The 16,216-nt window shown below is 55.5% G+C and carries 15 protein-coding genes and 1 pseudogene; 5 read left to right on the forward strand and 11 right to left on the reverse strand.

Annotated features, from left to right (window positions below):
- The first annotated feature begins 110 nt into the window (after nt 1-110).
- Together fadB and fadA are read left to right on the forward strand one after the other, a co-directional pair.
- On the forward strand, nt 111-2,300 hold the full coding sequence (gene fadB, locus FHC51_RS04480) for a fatty acid oxidation complex subunit alpha FadB (protein ID WP_220434981.1): 2,190 nt from the start codon (nt 111-113) through the stop codon (nt 2,298-2,300).
- Between the two features lie 9 nt (nt 2,301-2,309).
- The gene (gene fadA, locus FHC51_RS04485; protein WP_114388220.1) at nt 2,310-3,473 is read left to right on the forward strand and encodes an acetyl-CoA C-acyltransferase FadA; all 1,164 of its coding nucleotides are present in this window, start codon (nt 2,310-2,312) and stop codon (nt 3,471-3,473) included.
- 183 nt (nt 3,474-3,656) lie between these two features.
- Here the strand turns inward: fadA and fre are convergent, their stop codons facing one another.
- Together fre and ubiD are read right to left on the reverse strand one after the other, a co-directional pair.
- Entirely contained in the window at nt 3,657-4,358 is a 702-nt protein-coding gene (gene fre, locus FHC51_RS04490) for an NAD(P)H-flavin reductase (protein WP_103825360.1), read from the reverse strand.
- Nucleotides 4,359-4,401: 43 nt separating this feature from the next.
- Nucleotides 4,402-5,886: a 4-hydroxy-3-polyprenylbenzoate decarboxylase gene (ubiD, locus tag FHC51_RS04495; protein ID WP_114316439.1), complete on the reverse strand. Its 1,485-nt coding sequence runs from the start codon at nt 5,884-5,886 to the stop codon at nt 4,402-4,404.
- A 183-nt stretch (nt 5,887-6,069) separates the two neighbouring features.
- On the opposite strand from ubiD, the gene rfaH reads away from it, so the two are divergent.
- Nucleotides 6,070-6,561: a transcription/translation regulatory transformer protein RfaH gene (rfaH, locus tag FHC51_RS04500; protein WP_114316438.1), complete on the forward strand. Its 492-nt coding sequence runs from the start codon at nt 6,070-6,072 to the stop codon at nt 6,559-6,561.
- Here rfaH and tatD read toward each other — a convergent pair.
- From tatD to udp, 9 genes are all read right to left on the reverse strand, one after another.
- A complete protein-coding gene (gene tatD / locus FHC51_RS04505) occupies nt 6,558-7,340 on the reverse strand; it encodes a 3'-5' ssDNA/RNA exonuclease TatD (protein WP_220434982.1) in 783 nt (260 codons plus the stop codon). The two genes, rfaH and tatD, sit on opposite strands and share 4 nt — an antisense overlap.
- A gap of 41 nt (nt 7,341-7,381) precedes the next feature.
- Entirely contained in the window at nt 7,382-8,134 is a 753-nt protein-coding gene (tatC, locus tag FHC51_RS04510; RefSeq protein WP_220434983.1) for a Sec-independent protein translocase subunit TatC, read from the reverse strand.
- 2 nt (nt 8,135-8,136) lie between these two features.
- Nucleotides 8,137-8,664: a Sec-independent protein translocase protein TatB gene (gene tatB / locus FHC51_RS04515; RefSeq protein WP_103177420.1), complete on the reverse strand. Its 528-nt coding sequence runs from the start codon at nt 8,662-8,664 to the stop codon at nt 8,137-8,139.
- A 3-nt stretch (nt 8,665-8,667) separates the two neighbouring features.
- Complete coding sequence (gene tatA, locus FHC51_RS04520; RefSeq protein ID WP_103177421.1) at nt 8,668-8,922, reverse strand: Sec-independent protein translocase subunit TatA; 255 nt, start codon at nt 8,920-8,922, stop codon at nt 8,668-8,670.
- 76 nt (nt 8,923-8,998) lie between these two features.
- A complete protein-coding gene (ubiB, locus tag FHC51_RS04525) occupies nt 8,999-10,639 on the reverse strand; it encodes a ubiquinone biosynthesis regulatory protein kinase UbiB (RefSeq protein ID WP_220434984.1) in 1,641 nt (546 codons plus the stop codon).
- The gene (gene ubiJ / locus FHC51_RS04530; RefSeq protein WP_220434985.1) at nt 10,636-11,241 is read right to left on the reverse strand and encodes a ubiquinone biosynthesis protein UbiJ; all 606 of its coding nucleotides are present in this window, start codon (nt 11,239-11,241) and stop codon (nt 10,636-10,638) included. The genes ubiB and ubiJ overlap by 4 nt, the downstream gene beginning before the upstream one ends.
- Nucleotides 11,242-11,254: 13 nt before the next feature.
- Nucleotides 11,255-12,010: a bifunctional demethylmenaquinone methyltransferase/2-methoxy-6-polyprenyl-1,4-benzoquinol methylase UbiE gene (gene ubiE, locus FHC51_RS04535; protein ID WP_103177424.1), complete on the reverse strand. Its 756-nt coding sequence runs from the start codon at nt 12,008-12,010 to the stop codon at nt 11,255-11,257.
- An 89-nt stretch (nt 12,011-12,099) separates the two neighbouring features.
- Nucleotides 12,100-13,524, reverse strand: a complete 1,425-nt coding sequence (gene rmuC / locus FHC51_RS04540) for a DNA recombination protein RmuC (RefSeq protein WP_114388229.1) — start codon at nt 13,522-13,524, stop codon at nt 12,100-12,102.
- A 139-nt stretch (nt 13,525-13,663) separates the two neighbouring features.
- Nucleotides 13,664-14,425 (reverse strand): uridine phosphorylase, encoded by a 762-nt coding sequence (gene udp, locus FHC51_RS04545; protein WP_045417628.1) that lies wholly within the window; start codon nt 14,423-14,425, stop codon nt 13,664-13,666.
- A gap of 251 nt (nt 14,426-14,676) precedes the next feature.
- On the opposite strand from udp, the gene FHC51_RS04550 reads away from it, so the two are divergent.
- Both FHC51_RS04550 and FHC51_RS04555 read left to right on the forward strand, forming a co-directional pair.
- Nucleotides 14,677-15,480: a dienelactone hydrolase family protein gene (locus FHC51_RS04550; RefSeq protein WP_114388232.1), complete on the forward strand. Its 804-nt coding sequence runs from the start codon at nt 14,677-14,679 to the stop codon at nt 15,478-15,480.
- 243 nt (nt 15,481-15,723) lie between these two features.
- Nucleotides 15,724-16,092, forward strand: a pseudogene (locus FHC51_RS04555) (Hcp family type VI secretion system effector); the annotation flags it as partial.
- Between the last annotated feature and the right edge of the window lie 124 nt (nt 16,093-16,216).

Consider the following 16,216-nt stretch of genomic DNA (forward strand, 5'->3'; position numbering starts at 1 on the left):
TGATCAGCCCTACAATTATTTAATGACTAATTTGCATTTCATTAACACAAAACCCACACTCCGTTTCATCTGGTATGACCAGATCCAATTGCTGGATTCAGGAGACTGACATGCTCTACAAAGGCGACACCCTGTACGTAGACTGGCTGGAAGGTGGCATTGCCGAACTGGTGTTCGACGCCCCCGGCTCAGTGAACAAGCTTGATACCGCAACCGTGGCCAGCCTTGGCCAGGCGCTGGACGTTCTTGAAAAACAAACCGATTTAAAAGGTCTGCTGCTGCGTTCCGAAAAAGCGGCATTTATCGTCGGCGCAGACATCACCGAATTCCTCTCGCTGTTCCTGGTACCCCAGGAGCAGTTGAGCCAGTGGCTCCATTTCGCCAACAGCGTCTTTAACCGTCTGGAAGATCTGCCGGTCCCGACCCTTTCTGCGGTCAATGGCTATGCGCTGGGTGGCGGCTGCGAATGCGTACTGGCGACCGATTACCGTCTGGCGACACCGGATCTGCGCATTGGTCTGCCTGAAACGAAGCTGGGCATCATGCCGGGCTTTGGCGGCTCGGTACGCCTGCCGCGCATGCTGGGTGCCGATAGCGCCCTGGAAATTATCGCCGCGGGTAAAGATGTCAGTGCCGATCAGGCGTTAAAGCTCGGTCTGGTGGATGGCGTCGTTAAGCCGGAAAAATTGCATGAAGGTGCACTGGCGATACTGCGCCAGGCGATTAACGGCGATCTTGACTGGAAAGCGAAACGCCAGCCGAAACTGGAGCCGCTGCACTTAAGTAAAATTGAAGCCACCATGAGTTTCACCATCGCCAAAGGCATGGTGATGCAGACGGCGGGTAAACACTATCCGGCGCCGATCACCGCGGTGAAAACCATCGAAGCCGCCGCACGTCTGGGCCGTGACGAAGCACTGAAATTAGAAAACCAAAGTTTCGTTCCGCTGGCTCACACCAACGAAGCGCGTGCCCTGGTGGGTATTTTCCTCAACGATCAGTTCGTGAAGGGCAAAGCGAAGCAGCTGACCAAAAATGTCGAGACGCCAAAACAGGCTGCGGTGCTGGGTGCGGGCATTATGGGCGGCGGCATCGCCTACCAGTCGGCCTGGAAAGGCGTGCCGGTGGTGATGAAAGACATCAATGAGAAATCACTAACGCTGGGCATGACCGAAGCAGCCAAGCTGCTGAACAAACAGCTGGAGCGCGGCAAGATCGACGGTCTGAAGCTCTCCGGCGTAATCTCCACTATTCATCCGACGCTGGAATACAGCGGTTTCGATCGCGTGGATGTGGTCGTCGAAGCGGTAGTTGAAAACCCGAAAGTGAAAAAAGCGGTGCTGGCGGAGACAGAAGAGAAGGTTCGCCCGGAGACTGTGCTGGCCTCCAACACCTCTACCATTCCAATCAGCGAACTGGCCAGTGTGCTGAAGCGCCCGGAAAACTTCTGCGGCATGCACTTCTTTAACCCGGTGCACCGTATGCCGCTGGTTGAAGTGATTCGCGGAGAAAAGACCTCCGATGAAACGATCGCCAAAGTGGTGGCGTGGGCCAGCAAGATGGGCAAAACCCCGATTGTGGTTAATGACTGCCCGGGCTTCTTCGTCAACCGCGTGCTGTTCCCCTACTTTGCCGGTTTCAGCCAGCTGCTGCGCGACGGGGCAGATTTCCGCAAGATCGACAAAGTGATGGAAAAACAGTTTGGCTGGCCAATGGGCCCGGCCTATCTGCTCGATGTTGTGGGTATTGATACGGCCCATCACGCCCAGGCGGTGATGGCGGCTGGTTTCCCGGAGCGGATGCAGAAAGATTACCGCGATGCCATCGACGCACTCTTTGAATCGAATCGCTACGGTCAGAAAAACGGTCTCGGCTTCTGGCGTTATAAAGAAGACAGCAAAGGTAAGCCGAAGAAAGAGGAAGATGCCACCGTGGACAGCCTGCTGGCAGATGTCAGCCAGGCGAAGCGCGATTTCAGCGACGAAGAGATCATTGCCCGCATGATGATCCCGATGGTCAACGAAGTGGTGCGCTGTCTCGAAGAGGGCATTATCGCCAGCCCGGCAGAAGCGGATATGGCGCTGGTGTATGGCCTGGGCTTCCCTCCGTTCCACGGTGGCGCGTTCCGCTGGCTGGATACGCTCGGCAGCGCCCGCTATCTGGATATGACGCAACAGTACGAGCATCTCGGCCCGCTGTATCACGCCCCGGAAGGTCTGCGTGCCAAAGCGCGTCACAACGAAGCGTACTATCCCCCGGTTGAGCCTGCCCGTCCGGTTGGCGCACTGAAAACGGCTTAAGGAGTCACAATGGAACAGGTTGTCATTGTCGATGCAATTCGCACCCCGATGGGCCGTTCGAAGGGCGGCGCATTTCGTAACGTGCGCGCGGAAGATCTCTCCGCACATTTAATGCGTAGCCTGCTGGCGCGCAACCCGGCGCTGGACGCCACCGCGCTCGACGATATCTACTGGGGCTGCGTGCAGCAGACTCTGGAGCAGGGCTTTAACATTGCCCGTAACGCCGCGCTGCTGGCGGAAATCCCGCACTCGGTACCGGCTGTCACCGTCAACCGCCTGTGCGGTTCGTCGATGCAGGCCCTGCACGATGCGGCACGCATGATCATGACCGGCGACGCGCAGGTATGCATGATTGGCGGCGTGGAACACATGGGCCATGTGCCGATGAACCACGGCGTCGATTTCCATCCCGGCATGAGCCGCACCGTGGCGAAAGCCGCGGGCATGATGGGGCTGACGGCGGAGATGCTTTCCCGTCTGCACGGCATCAGCCGTGAAATGCAGGACAGCTTTGCCGCCCGCTCGCACGCTCGTGCCTGGGCCGCGACGCAGTCCGGCGCCTTCAAAAATGAGATCCTGCCGACCGGCGGCCACGATGCCGATGGCGTGCTGAAACAGTTCTACTTCGACGAAGTGATCCGCCCGGAAACCACCGTTGAAGCGCTCTCTACGCTGAAACCGGCCTTTGATCCGGTGACCGGCACCGTGACGGCGGGCAGCTCTTCCGCCCTCTCCGATGGTGCTGCCGCCATGCTGGTGATGAGCGAAAGTCGCGCCCGCGAGCTGGGTCTGACGCCGCGCGCCCGTATCCGCTCGATGGCGGTAGTGGGCTGCGATCCGTCGATTATGGGTTATGGCCCGGTACCGGCCTCAAAGCTGGCGCTGAAAAAAGCCGGGCTTTCCACCAGCGATATCGACGTGTTCGAGATGAACGAAGCCTTCGCCGCGCAGATCCTGCCGTGCATTAAGGATCTGGGCCTGATGGATCAGATCGACGAAAAGATTAACCTCAACGGCGGTGCCATTGCGCTGGGTCACCCGCTGGGCTGTTCCGGGGCGCGTATCAGCACCACGCTGATTAACCTGATGGAACGCAAAGATGCCCAGTTTGGTCTGGCGACCATGTGTATCGGCCTGGGTCAGGGGATCGCAACGGTATTTGAGAGGGTGTAATCGAAGAATATTCCCCTAAATCATTCGCGTTGCATCGCGGCGGCAACTGCGCGAATCCCCGGTCACATAGTTAACTATGTGACCGGGGTGAGCAAAGGCAGCCAACAAAGAGGCAGTGTGAATGATGACGGGGAAAGTTTTAGTTGCCGTTTTCCCGCCTGTCAGGGGCGGGTTTTTTTCGTCTCAAATAAAGGCAAACGCGTCGCCAAACAGACGATCTTCACGCGCGCCACGTTCATTGCAGAACAGGTCACGGGCAATTTTCGCCATTTCGAAACGACCGGCAATATAGATATCGTGATTTACCAGCGTACCATGATCCTGCAGTACCGCCGTTAACACGGTGCCGCTGCGGCCGCGCCATCCCTCTTCCGGCTGCTCCACCACCGGCTCAACGCGCAGGTTTGGATGGGTCACGCTCAGCGCTTCCAGCTCGGACAGATCGTAAAGGTGCTTCGACTCGCGGCCACCCCAGTAGATGGTGATATCCCGGTCCGGGTTACGCGCCAGCGCCGTCAGCAGAATGGAGCGCGCGTAGGAGAAACCGGTACCGCCGGCAATCAGGATCAGCGGACGCTCTTCGTCATCACGCAGCCAGGCTTCGCCGTGAGGCATATCAACTTCAATCACGTTCTCTTTCAGAATGCGATCCATCACCGCCATCGCATACAGGTTGAGCTCTGACGCCCCAATGTGCAGCTCGATAAACTCTTGCTCATCCGGCGTGGAGGCCATTGAGAAAGGGCGCTTATCCCGTTCATCCATCACCACCATCAAATACTGGCCAGCGCGGAAGGAGAACGCCGATTCAGGTACTAAACGGACGCGATATACAGTGTCGGTGATAGCGTCTACCGAGGTCACTTTACAGCTTAAGGTTGTCATTCGCTCTCTCTGTCGGGAAGTCTATAGGGCATAACGGGCGCATTCAGGCGTCTTTACCGTTATTCATTATGGCCAGTTCATCCCAGATCGCGTCAATTCGCGCAGTCACCTCAGGATCCTTTTTGATCGGTCGCCCCCATTCACGTTGGGTTTCGCCGGGCCATTTATTGGTGGCATCCAGTCCCATTTTTGAGCCAAGACCGGAAACCGGCGAGGCAAAATCCAGGTAATCAATTGGCGTGTTTTCGACTAAGACCGTATCGCGTGCCGGATCCATACGGGTGGTAATGGCCCAGATCACGTCATTCCAGTCGCGGGCGTTGACGTCATCATCGCAAACGATCACAAACTTGGTATACATAAACTGGCGCAGGAAAGACCATACGCCCATCATCACCCGTTTAGCGTGACCCGCATACTGCTTCTTAATGGTTACTACCGCAAGGCGATAAGAGCACCCTTCCGGCGGCAGATAGAAGTCAATGATCTCCGGGAACTGCTTTTGCAGGATCGGCACTAACACTTCGTTGAGCGCCACGCCCAGTACGGCAGGTTCATCTGGTGGACGGCCGGTATAGGTGGAGTGGTAAATCGCATCTTCCCGCTGGGTAATGTGGGTCACGGTAAATACCGGGAAGTTATCTATTTCATTGTAATAGCCGGTGTGGTCGCCATACGGCCCTTCCGGGGCCAACTCCCCTGGCTCGATGTAGCCTTCGAGGACGATTTCAGCGCTGGCGGGCACTTCCAGATCGTTAGAAACGCACTTCACCACTTCGGTTTTGGTGCCACGCAGTAACCCGGCAAAGGCATATTCCGACAGCGTGTCTGGCACCGGCGTCACTGCGCCGAGTATGGTGGCCGGATCGGCACCCAGCGCCACGGAGACCGGGAAGCGTTCGCCCGGATGGGCTGCGCACCACTCCTGGAAATCCAGCGCGCCGCCGCGGTGCGACAGCCAGCGCATAATGAGTTTGTTTTTACCGATGAGCTGCTGACGATAGATCCCGAGGTTCTGCCGCTCTTTGTACGGACCGCGCGTCACGGTCAGACCCCAGGTGATCAGCGGGGCGGCGTCTTCTGGCCAGCACTGCATGATGGGAATCCGGGTCAGATCGACCGCATCCCCTTCCACAATTTTCTGCTGGCAGGGCGCGCCGCGCAGCCGTTTGGTCGGCATGTTCAACACCTGCTTAAACTGCGGCAGCTTATCAAAGAGATCGCGAAAACCTTTTGGTGGCTCAGGCTCTTTCAGAAAAGCCAGCAGCTTACCCACTTCACGCAGCGCGCTGACATCTTCCTGCCCCATCCCCATCGCCACACGCCTGGGTGTGCCAAACAGGTTACAGAGCACCGGCATGGTGTAGCCTTTCGGGTTTTCAAACAGCAGCGCGGGCCCACCGGCACGCAGGGTGCGGTCGGCAATCTCTGTCATCTCCAGATAAGGATCGACAGGCAGGGTAATGCGTTTGAGTTCGCCCTGCTTTTCCAGCAGTTCCAGGAAGTCGCGTAGATCGTTGTATTTCATGCAGTTAGTCAAGCTCTCTCTGTATGCGGTTCATTATACGGCGTAAGACTGCGTGATGCTGTATTTTTGTTAAATTAGCGTGAAGATTCACGGCTTCTTCTGCGTACGGCCATTATAATCAGCTTAGCGATCCCGCCAGGGTTTTGATATGCTTGCCGGCATAACAAGCGGAAAAGAGTCATTATGCGGGCCTGGTATTTACTGTATTGCAAGCGTGGGCAACTTCAGCGTGCTCAGGAACATCTGGAACGTCAGGCGGTGAACTGTCTGACGCCAGTGATCACGCTGGAAAAAATGGTTCGCGGTAAGCGCACAACCGTCAGTGAACCACTGTTCCCGAACTATCTGTTTGTTGAATTCGACCCTGAAGTGATCCACACCACCACCATCAGTGCGACGCGCGGTGTCAGTCACTTCGTGCGCTTTGGCATTCATCCGGCCACGGTGCCCTCTTCCGTCATCCACCAGCTCTCGGTTTATAAACAGCCAGAAGGCATGACCGATCCTGATACGCCCTTCTCCGGCGATGATGTGGTGATCACCGAAGGGGCGTTCGAAGGGCTGGTAGCGATTTTCGCTGAGCCGGATGGGGAAGCCCGCTCCATGCTGCTGCTGAACTTACTGAATAAAGAAGTGAAGCAGAGCGTGAAAAACACCAGTTTCCGCAAAGTTTAAAATTCAACGCCAAACAGACGACGCACGTTGTCATCCGTCTGCGCAGCCAGCCACTGCGTCTCTTCGCCGCGCCAGTGGGCGACCCGTTCAATGATATGTCCCAGATAAGCCGGTTCATTACGCCGTGAGGCCGGTTTAGGGCTGAGATCGCGCGGCAGCAGGTACGGCGCATCGGTCTCAATCAGCAGGCGCTCGGCAGGAATAAGCGGCAGCAGCTCGCGTAGCGCCAGCCCGCGTCGTTCATCACATACCCAGCCGGTGATCCCCAGATACAATCCACGATCCAGGCAAGCTATCGCCTCTTCACGCGTGCCGGTAAAACAGTGCAGCACCGCGCCGGGCAGTTTATCCAGCCAGGGTTCCAGCAGCGCCAGAAAGCGTTCGTGAGCGTCACGGCAGTGCATAAATACCGGCATACCCAGCTCCGCGGCCAGTGCAAGCTGGGCGCTAAAGGCATGCTCCTGCTCGGCGGGGGTAGAGAAATTGCGATTAAAGTCGAGACCACACTCTCCGATTGCCACCACCCCAGGCGAGGCGGCTAACGCCCGCAGCGTGGCTGCGCTCTCTGTCGTCCATTGGCTGCTGTCGTGAGGATGAACGCCTGCCGTTGACCAGCAGCGATCGTAACGTTGCGCCAGCTGCTGCGCCTGCTGACTTTCATGGAGGTTGGTCCCTGTCAGCAGTAAGCCCTTTACCCCGGCAGCAAAGGCCCTGGTAACGACCTCATCGCGATCCTGGGCAAACTGCGGGCTGGTCAGGTTCAGACCGATATCAAACATACTCGCTCCCATATGACAACCGCCCTGGCGGGCGGTTGGTTTTATTCTTCTGACTCTTCCTCGTGATCTTCACGTCGCTTTCCAATATAGAAGCGCGAGAAGAAGACGCCGACCTCAAACAGGCAATACATCGGGATTGCCAGCAGAGTTTGCGAGAAGACATCCGGCGGCGTTAGCAGCATGCCAATGACAAAGGCACCCACCAGAATGTATGGCCGTTTTTTACGTAAGTCTTCCGGCGTGGTGATCCCCACCCAGCAGAGCAGCACGATGGCAACCGGCACTTCAAACGCCACGCCGAAGGCCATAAACAGCGCCATCACAAAGCTCAGATAACTGGCGATGTCCGTCGAGACCTGAACCCCTACCGGCGCGGTGTTTGCCAGGAAGCCAAAGGCCAGGGGAAAGACCACGAAGTAGGCGAAGGCCATGCCGATATAAAACAGCAGCGAGCTGGAGACCAGCAGCGGGATCACCAGACGGCGTTCATGCTTATACAGCGCAGGGGCAATAAAGGCCCAGACCTGGTAAAGGATCACCGGGGCAGAGGCAATCAGCGAAACCCAGAAGGTCAGCTTAATCGGCGTGAAGAAGGGCGACGCGACATCGGTCGCAATCATGGTTGCCCCCAGCGGCATCTGTTTAATCAGCGGCGCAGAGACCACCTGATAGATGTCGTTGGCGAAATAGAACAGGCCTATAAAAATGAGGAAGACCGCAATAATGCAGTTCAGCAGGCGCTTACGCAGCTCGATCAGGTGCGTAATCAGCGGTTGAGTGTCATCTACTGCCATATTTACGCTTTATCACTCGACGACGGGGACGCATCAGCGACGGGGGCAGGCTTCTTCTCTGCGGACGCTGGCGTCGGTTCTGAATTTTTGATCACCGGCTCTGAAGGCGTCTGTTCGGGCGCACTGGCCTGGTGTTCTGCGGTAGCAGGCGTCACGCCTTCGTGCTGCGCTTCGTTATCTTTGACCAGCGGATTGCGAATGGTGTTGGCTTCATCACTCGCTTTTTCCGGGTCGTTAACGCTGTAGGAGCGCTTCATGGATTCCGCCGCTTCGCGCAGTTCATCCATGGAGGCTTTGAGTTCCGGCGTCAGGTTATCCATGCTCGCCTTCTCCACTTTTTTCAGGCTGTCCTGAAACTCCTGCAGCTTAAGCTCCTGCGCCAGTTCGTTTTGAACCGTTGTCGCAAGCGAACGCAGCGCGCGCACCCAGCCTGCAATTGTTTTTACTGCCACCGGTAAACGCTGTGGCCCCAGTACAATGAGGCCAATCACGAATACCAGCAGCAGTTCGCTAAAACCAATATCAAACACGGATTACACCTGCTCGTTATCGTGGCGTTTAGCATTTTCCTTTTTGACGTCGTCTGGTTTATCGGCGATAGATTTAGCAGTGAAATCCGCGTCCTGGCTGGATTTGTCCTGCTTCTCGTCATCATCTTTGATCGCTTTCTTGAAGCCTTTGATGGAGGCACCAAGATCGGAACCGATAGAACCCAGTTTTTTGGTACCGAAAAGCAGCACGACGATGACGGCAATAATCACCAATTGCCAGATACTGATACCACCCATACTTCTTCCTCAGTTGTAGATGATAAATTAATCAGGCCGCATTATACGTTATGCGGCCCTGCGATAGCGATGCAATTCAGCGTGTTTTACGCCATCCTGCCAGCCAGACCACCACTCCACCGGCCATCAGCCAGGCGGGCATCAACTCCCAGTCAGGACGGTTGATCAGCAATAGCGTGCCGCTTAACAACAGCGTGGCGCCTATGCCAAACAGATACCGGGACTGGCCCTGACGCACATGATTGGTCTGCAACTCGCGAGCGATTTTATCTACGCTATGTTGCAAGTTTTTGCTCTGACGCAAACTGTCGTACACCAGTTCCGGCAGTTCGGGCATTTTTTCGATCCAGAAAGGCGCTTTCTCTTTCAGGGAGCGGACCAGCGCGGGCAGCCCAACCTGGTCTTTGATCCATGACTCAAGGAACGGTTTTGCCGTTTTCCATAAGTCTAACTGAGGATAGAGTTGCCGCCCCACCCCTTCAACGTAAAGTAATGTTTTCTGAAGTAAAACTAGCTGTGGCTGCACTTCCATATTGAAGCGTCGGGCGGTATTAAACAGGTTCAGCAGTACATGGCCAAACGAGATCTCCGCCAGCGGTTTCTCGAAAATGGGCTCACAAACCGTACGAATGGCGAATTCAAACTCTTCGACGTTGGTGTCCGGTGGAACCCAACCGGAGTCGACGTGCAGTTCAGCCACTTTACGGTAATCGCGGTTAAAGAAAGCGATAAAGTTCTCAGCCAGATAGCGCTTATCTTCCTTGTTCAGCGAGCCGACGATACCGCAGTCAATGCCGATGTACTGCGGATCTTCTGGGTGCTCGTAACTAACGAAGATGTTGCCCGGGTGCATATCGGCATGGAAGAAGCTGTCGCGGAACACCTGTGTAAAGAAGACCTGCACGCCACGTTCGGCCAGCAGCTTCATATTGGTGCCCTGCTTTTCGAGGGTCGCGACGTCCGATACCGGGATGCCGTAGATGCGCTCCATCACCATCATGTCCTGGCTGCAATAGTCGGAGTAGACTTCCGGCACATACAGCATCGGGCTGTTTTCAAAGTTGCGGCGCAACTGAATGGCGTTCGCCGATTCACGCAGCAAATTTAGCTCATCAATCAGCGTCTTTTCATATTCACGCACCACTTCCATCGGACGCAGGCGACGGCCATCAGGCAACAGACGCGGCACCCAGCGAGCCAGACGGTAGATGAGTCTCATGTCGGCTCTGATGATCGGCAGAATGTCCGGGCGGATCACCTTAATGACCACCTCTTTGCCGTTCTCTTTCAGCCGCGCGGTGTGAACCTGAGCGATAGAGGCCGAAGCCAGCGGCTGGATGTCAAAATCATCGAACCAGCTTTCCACCGGGATATCACCCATCGCTTTTTCGATCTGCCGCTTTGCCAGCCGGCCATCGAACGGGGCGACTTTATCCTGCAGCAGAGCCAGCTGATCGGCAATCTGAGGGGGGAAGAGATCGCGGCGGGTCGAGAGCATCTGGCCGAACTTGATCCATACCGGACCCAGCTCCTGCAACGCCAGCCGCAGCCGCTCACCGAGCAGCTTGTCTTTATGGCGATTTGGCATCCAGAATAGCGTTAGCCGCCTGAGGCGCAGCGGCAAGGTAATGCGCATTCGAGGGATCAACTCATCGAGCCCGTAGCTCAAAAAGGTGCGGATGATAAAATAGAGGCGCCGAATTTCACCTGGCGTCATTTGCCCTCCAGCTTTTCAAGCCTTTTAGTCAGTGCATCCACCGAACGTTCAACCGCGGCGGTTTCTTCTGCAAACCATGCTGCTTCCAGCGGCCCGGGGGCCATGCGCCACTCTTCAGTAAGCACCTCCGCAGCATAGCGCTGCTGACGCTGAAAACCTTTTTTCAGCAATGAAGCACCGCCGCGCAGTACTTTACTGATCCCCTCTGCGGCAATATCGCCTGTCCAGGGAGCCAGCAGTTCTGCCGGATCAAATTCCGCCAGGTCAGCCAGCGAAACGAAGTTTTGTACCACCTGGATATCGCCTTCGACTTCCAGCTCACCGCTACGGATCAGGGCGGTGAGCTGCTGGCGATCGCGCAGTTTAGGCAGCGTACTTATATGGGTGATAACAGAGCAGTCAGCCTCGCCCTCCCACTCGCCCAGCACGTCGAGCTGACGCTCGCTGAATACCAGCACCAGCGGGGTCGAAAACTCTTTTACCACCACACGCAGCACTTTACCGTTCAGTCGCTGGCGTGCCGTTTTGAGCGCGGGCGAGCGATACAGAAAGGTATTGAGTACGTTTTCAACACCGGCTGTGATCAAGGGTTTAAACGGCATCGGCCACCTCCACTCAGAACTTGTACCCGCGATGCAGGGCAACAACGCCCGCGGTCATGTTGAAGTAATCAACATTGTCAAAGCCCGCATCCTGCATCATGGCCTTTAACGTGTCCTGGTTAGGGTGCATACGGATGGACTCCGCCAGGTAGCGATAGCTGTCGGCGTCGTTAGCAACCACTTCACCAATGCGCGGCAGAATGTGGAAAGAGTAAGCGTCGTACGCTTTGCTCAGCGGTTCAATAATCGGTTTCGAGAACTCCAGCACCAGCAGGCGTCCACCCGGTTTCAGCACGCGGTACATGGAACGCAGTGCTTTCTCTTTATCGGTGACGTTACGCAGACCAAAGGAGATGGTGATGCAGTCAAAAGTGTTATCCGGGAAAGGCAGCGCCTCGGCGTTCGCCTGGACATACTCAACGTTGCCGACCACACCGAGATTGCGCAGTTTCTCACGCCCCATTTTCAGCATGGAGTCGTTGATATCAGCCAGCACAACGCGGCCTGTTTCCCCTACCAGACGCGAGAATTTCGCGGTAAGGTCGCCGGTCCCGCCCGCCAGATCCAGCACCGTTTGCCCACGACGTACGCCGCTACAATCAATAGTGAAGCGCTTCCACAAGCGATGAATGCCGAATGACATCAGGTCATTCATTACATCGTACTTCGCCGCCACGGAATGGAATACGTGGGCCACCATGTCAGCTTTCTGCGCTTTAGCGACAGTCTGAAAGCCAAAGTGCGTTGTGTCTTGTGAATCTTCAACCATCTCAGAGCCTGCTTATCAATCAAATGTACGAGAAGTGTAACAGATTGGGCGAATTTGCCCTACGATTCAACCACCCCAGGAATAACGTCCTACAGGTCTGCCGACGCGTGTGCTTCTGCTAACGTATTGTTTGTCTTTTGAACATCGCCCTCGCCACGCAACCGGTACTCTTCATCCTGCGCGGTGGCCTGCTCGACTAAATCCGGATTAATCTCGCGTTTTACCTCCACGCCAAGGCTACGGAACGATTCGGCCTGAGCCAGCAGGTTGCCGCGCCCGGAGGCCAGCTTTTTCATCGCCTGGCGGTAATTATCCTGGGCGCGATCCAGGCTCTGCCCAACGGACGACATGTCATCGACGAACAGGCGCATTTTGTCGTACAACCGGCTGGCGCGATCGGCAATCTGCTGAGCATTGCGGCTCTGGTGCTCATAGCGCCACAGATTCGCAATGGTACGCAGCGCCACCAGCAGCGTGGTCGGGCTCACCAGCATAATGTTGTTTTTCAGCGCTTCGGAGATCAGCTCCGGCTGACGGTCCAGCGCCAGTAAGAAGGCGGGTTCAACCGGGATAAACATTAGCACGTAGTCAAGCGAACGCAGGCCGGGTAACTGCTGATAATCTTTACGCCCCAGCAGACGAATGTGGTTACGCACCGAGGCGATATGCTCCTGCAACGCCGTCTCGCGGGTGTAGTCGTCCTCGGCATTGAAGTAACGCTCGTAGGCCACCAGCGTCATTTTGGCGTCGATGACCACATCCTTCTCCTGCGGCAGGCGGACAATAACATCCGGCTGCATCCGCGCGCGGGATTCTGTTTCGATACTGACCTGGGTCTGATATTCATGCCCTTCACGCAGGCCGGAGGCTTCCAGTACGCGGGTCAACACCACTTCGCCCCAGTTACCCTGGGTTTTATTGTCGCCTTTCAGCGCGCGGGTCAGGTTGATCGCCTCCTGGGCCATCTGGGCATTTAGCTGCTGGAGATTGCGAATTTCATGGGCCAGCGTGTGTCGCTCCCGCGCCTCCTGGCCAAAGCTGTCCTGCACCTGGCGACGAAAACCGTCCAGCTGTTCGCGCAAGGGAGTCAGCAGACCGTTCAGGCTCTGGCGGTTTTGCTCGTCAACACGGCGGTTGCTCTGTTCAAAGATGCGATTGGCCAGGTTTTCGAACTGCTCGCTCAGGCGCTGTTCGCTGTTCATCATCTGGCGGATTTTGTCTTCCGCATGCAGCTGGGTGGATTCAAGGCGGGTGGTGACTTCGCGCAGGTCGGCTTCCAGCGAGGTGTTGATATCCCGCAGATTACGCAGTTCGTTATTGAGTAGCTCGCACTCGTCGCGCCAGTGTCCGCTTTGCGCCGCCTGTTGTTTCAGCGCGCTTAAGGCAGCCACCATCTCCTCACGTTCGGCCAGCTGATCGGCTTTTTGCTGCGCATGCTGATAGCTGGCGAACAACCAGCCCACGCCGACGCTGACCAGCGCGATAACGACATAAAAAAGGATGGAAATATCCACGACGCCCCCTGCATCAAGGTATGACCCGCACAAAATAGAATTGTGCTGTATAAACGTCCAGTTTGAAAAGGGTTTTCTGCGAGGGGCTACGCAAAGAAAAAGGCCGAACGGGTCGGCCTTTGGCAAAGAAAAGGAGTAATTACAGCAGGCGGCGGGCCGCTTCCACCACGATTTTCACCGCGTGGCTTTCGGTCTGCTTCATGGTCTCGGCGTTCGGGATCTCTTGCTGGGTACGGTTCACAATGACACCCGCGACCATACCGGCACGCAGACCCTGGCTTGCGCACATGGTCAGCAGCGTAGCAGATTCCATTTCATAGTTCATAACGCCCATGGACTGCCACTCTTCCATCGAGCCTTTGAAACGGCTGACCACGCGACCGGAGAAGGTGTCATAACGCTCCTGGCCCGGGTAGAAGGTGTCAGACGAGGCGGTGACGCCAACGTGGGTGGTTGCGCCAACGGATTTTGCTGCTTCCACCAGCGCGGTGGTGCATTCGAAGTCGGCTACTGCCGGGAATTCCATCGGGGCAAAGTGCAGGCTCGCACCGTCCAGACGTACAGACGCCGTGGTGACCAGCACGTCGCCAACGTTGATATGCGGCTGGATCGCACCGGTCGTACCGATACGCAGGAAAGTACGGATGCCCAGCTGCGCCAGCTCTTCGACGGCAATAGAGGTAGACGGGCCACCGATACCGGTTGAGCACACGATCACCGCTTTACCATCCAGCTCTGCCCGCCAGGTCGTGAATTCGCGATGGGCTGCCAGCTTAACCGGCTTATCCATCAGCGCGGCGATCTTTTCCACACGCTCAGGATCGCCAGGGACGATAGCGAGCGTAGCCCCTTGTAAATCGTTTTTAGTGAGGCCGAGATGAAAAACATCAGACTTAGACATAGAAAACTCCTCTGTGGGTCAGTTTGTCAGCAGAAGCAAAGCGGTACTTTACCGAAGGAACTGGCTTCATTTCGTGATAGACATCACCGCGAATGAAATTGATTGCAGTTAATTACCATGAAATAGTGATTAACATCACATTAACGACTTATATCGTTATCTGTTGCACAAAAGATAGCCTGTTTCGGGCACTGTGGATTGTTAACCTGCGGACTATATTTACTTTTGCGCTAATTGGTACGGAGAATGCCATGACTGGAACATCTGGATTTGCCCCTGCTGCTGATCTGCAAGCCTCAACCGTTGTCACTACCCCCGACGAGGCGATTACCGCCGGGGAGACCTCGATTCCGACCCAGGGCGATAATATGCCCGCTTACCATGCCCGGCCCAAAAATGCGCAAGGGGCATTGCCGATCGTCATCGTGGTTCAGGAAATTTTCGGCGTACATGAGCATATTCGCGATATCTGCCGTCGCCTGGCGCTGGAAGGATATCTGGCGGTCGCGCCGGAGCTCTACTTCCGTCAGGGCGATCCGAACGAGTACAGCGACATCCCTACCCTGTTCAGCAACCTGGTCAGTAAAGTGCCGGACGCGCAGGTGCTGGCGGATCTTGACCACGTCGCCAACTGGGCAGCGCGCAACGGTGGCGATCCCCATCGTCTGCTGGCGACCGGTTTCTGCTGGGGCGGACGGATCAGCTGGCTCTATGCCGCCCATAACCCGCAGCTGAAAGCAGCCGTGGCGTGGTATGGCAAACTGGTCGGCGAGAAAACCCTGAATTCACCAAAACACCCTGTCGATATTGCTACCGATTTAAACGCCCCCGTACTGGGGCTCTATGGCGCCGAAGACACCGGCATCCCACTGGATACCGTCGAGACGATGCGTCATGCCCTGCGGGCGGCGAACGCAACGGCGGAGATTGTGGTCTATCCGGGAGCGGGACATGCATTTAATGCCGATTACCGTCCGAGCTATCACGAAGAGTCAGCGAAGGATGGCTGGCAGCGGATGCTGGCCTGGTTTGCGCAGTACGGCATCAAAAAATAATACCCTTACGCCCGGCACGTCTGCCGGGCGTACAATCCATGGTTATTAATCCCAGCAATATAAACATGTATTTATATATACTACAGAGAGGATTACTATTTAAATAACAATCGCCCCCCTGATTTTGTGAGCCATCATAAATTAAAAACGTTTTAGGAAATTAACCATACAGTTATGCTTTTCTCTCCTGTATGCGGGGCGTACGCTGGCATTCATATTACTTGCCAAACAGGAGGTTACAGGATGGCTATACCGATATATCTTTGGTTAACAGACCATACAGGAAATCAGGTTAAAGGTTCAGTTGATATACAAGGAAGAGAAGGAAGCATTGAGATTATAGAGTTTATGCATTCTGTCGATCTTCCCACGGACAACCTTACAGGTAAAATTACTGGCAAACGTATCCATGGTGACTTTGCTTTAATCAAAGAAATTGATAGCTCATCGCCTTACCTTTATAAAGGCGTATCTACTGGTCAAAAATTTAAGCAAGCAGAGCTTAAGTTTTTCCGTATAAATTATAATGGTCAGGAAGAGGAATATTTCCGTATAATGATGGAAAATGTCAGGGTTAATGGAATAGAGCCGTTAATGTTCGACATTAAAAATACCACCTTTGGGTAATGCTGCCAACTTACTGATTTAGTGTATGATGGTGATTTTAAGGTGCTTGCGTGGCTTCCATTTCCATCAGATGTCCTTCCTGCTCCGCTACTGAAGGCGTGGTGCGTAA

This window comes from Leclercia sp. EC_58 (assembly GCF_019584355.1).
Lineage (GTDB): Bacteria > Pseudomonadota > Gammaproteobacteria > Enterobacterales > Enterobacteriaceae > Enterobacter.

Excerpts from the sequence above, each read along its gene's own strand:
- fadB (WP_220434981.1), top strand. The coding sequence starts at position 111 with ATGCTCTACAAAGGCGACACCCTGTACGTAGACTGGCTGGAAGGTGGC.
- fadA (WP_114388220.1), top strand. The coding sequence starts at position 2,310 with ATGGAACAGGTTGTCATTGTCGATGCAATTCGCACCCCGATGGGCCGT.
- fre (WP_103825360.1), bottom strand. The coding sequence starts at position 4,358 with ATGACAACCTTAAGCTGTAAAGTGACCTCGGTAGACGCTATCACCGAC.
- ubiD (WP_114316439.1), bottom strand. The coding sequence starts at position 5,886 with ATGAAATACAACGATCTACGCGACTTCCTGGAACTGCTGGAAAAGCAG.
- rfaH (WP_114316438.1), top strand. The coding sequence starts at position 6,070 with ATGCGGGCCTGGTATTTACTGTATTGCAAGCGTGGGCAACTTCAGCGT.
- tatD (WP_220434982.1), bottom strand. The coding sequence starts at position 7,340 with ATGTTTGATATCGGTCTGAACCTGACCAGCCCGCAGTTTGCCCAGGAT.
- tatC (WP_220434983.1), bottom strand. The coding sequence starts at position 8,134 with ATGGCAGTAGATGACACTCAACCGCTGATTACGCACCTGATCGAGCTG.
- tatA (WP_103177421.1), bottom strand. The coding sequence starts at position 8,922 with ATGGGTGGTATCAGTATCTGGCAATTGGTGATTATTGCCGTCATCGTC.
- ubiB (WP_220434984.1), bottom strand. The coding sequence starts at position 10,639 with ATGACGCCAGGTGAAATTCGGCGCCTCTATTTTATCATCCGCACCTTT.
- ubiJ (WP_220434985.1), bottom strand. The coding sequence starts at position 11,241 with ATGCCGTTTAAACCCTTGATCACAGCCGGTGTTGAAAACGTACTCAAT.
- ubiE (WP_103177424.1), bottom strand. The coding sequence starts at position 12,010 with ATGGTTGAAGATTCACAAGACACAACGCACTTTGGCTTTCAGACTGTC.
- udp (WP_045417628.1), bottom strand. The coding sequence starts at position 14,425 with ATGTCTAAGTCTGATGTTTTTCATCTCGGCCTCACTAAAAACGATTTA.
- FHC51_RS04550 (WP_114388232.1), top strand. The coding sequence starts at position 14,677 with ATGACTGGAACATCTGGATTTGCCCCTGCTGCTGATCTGCAAGCCTCA.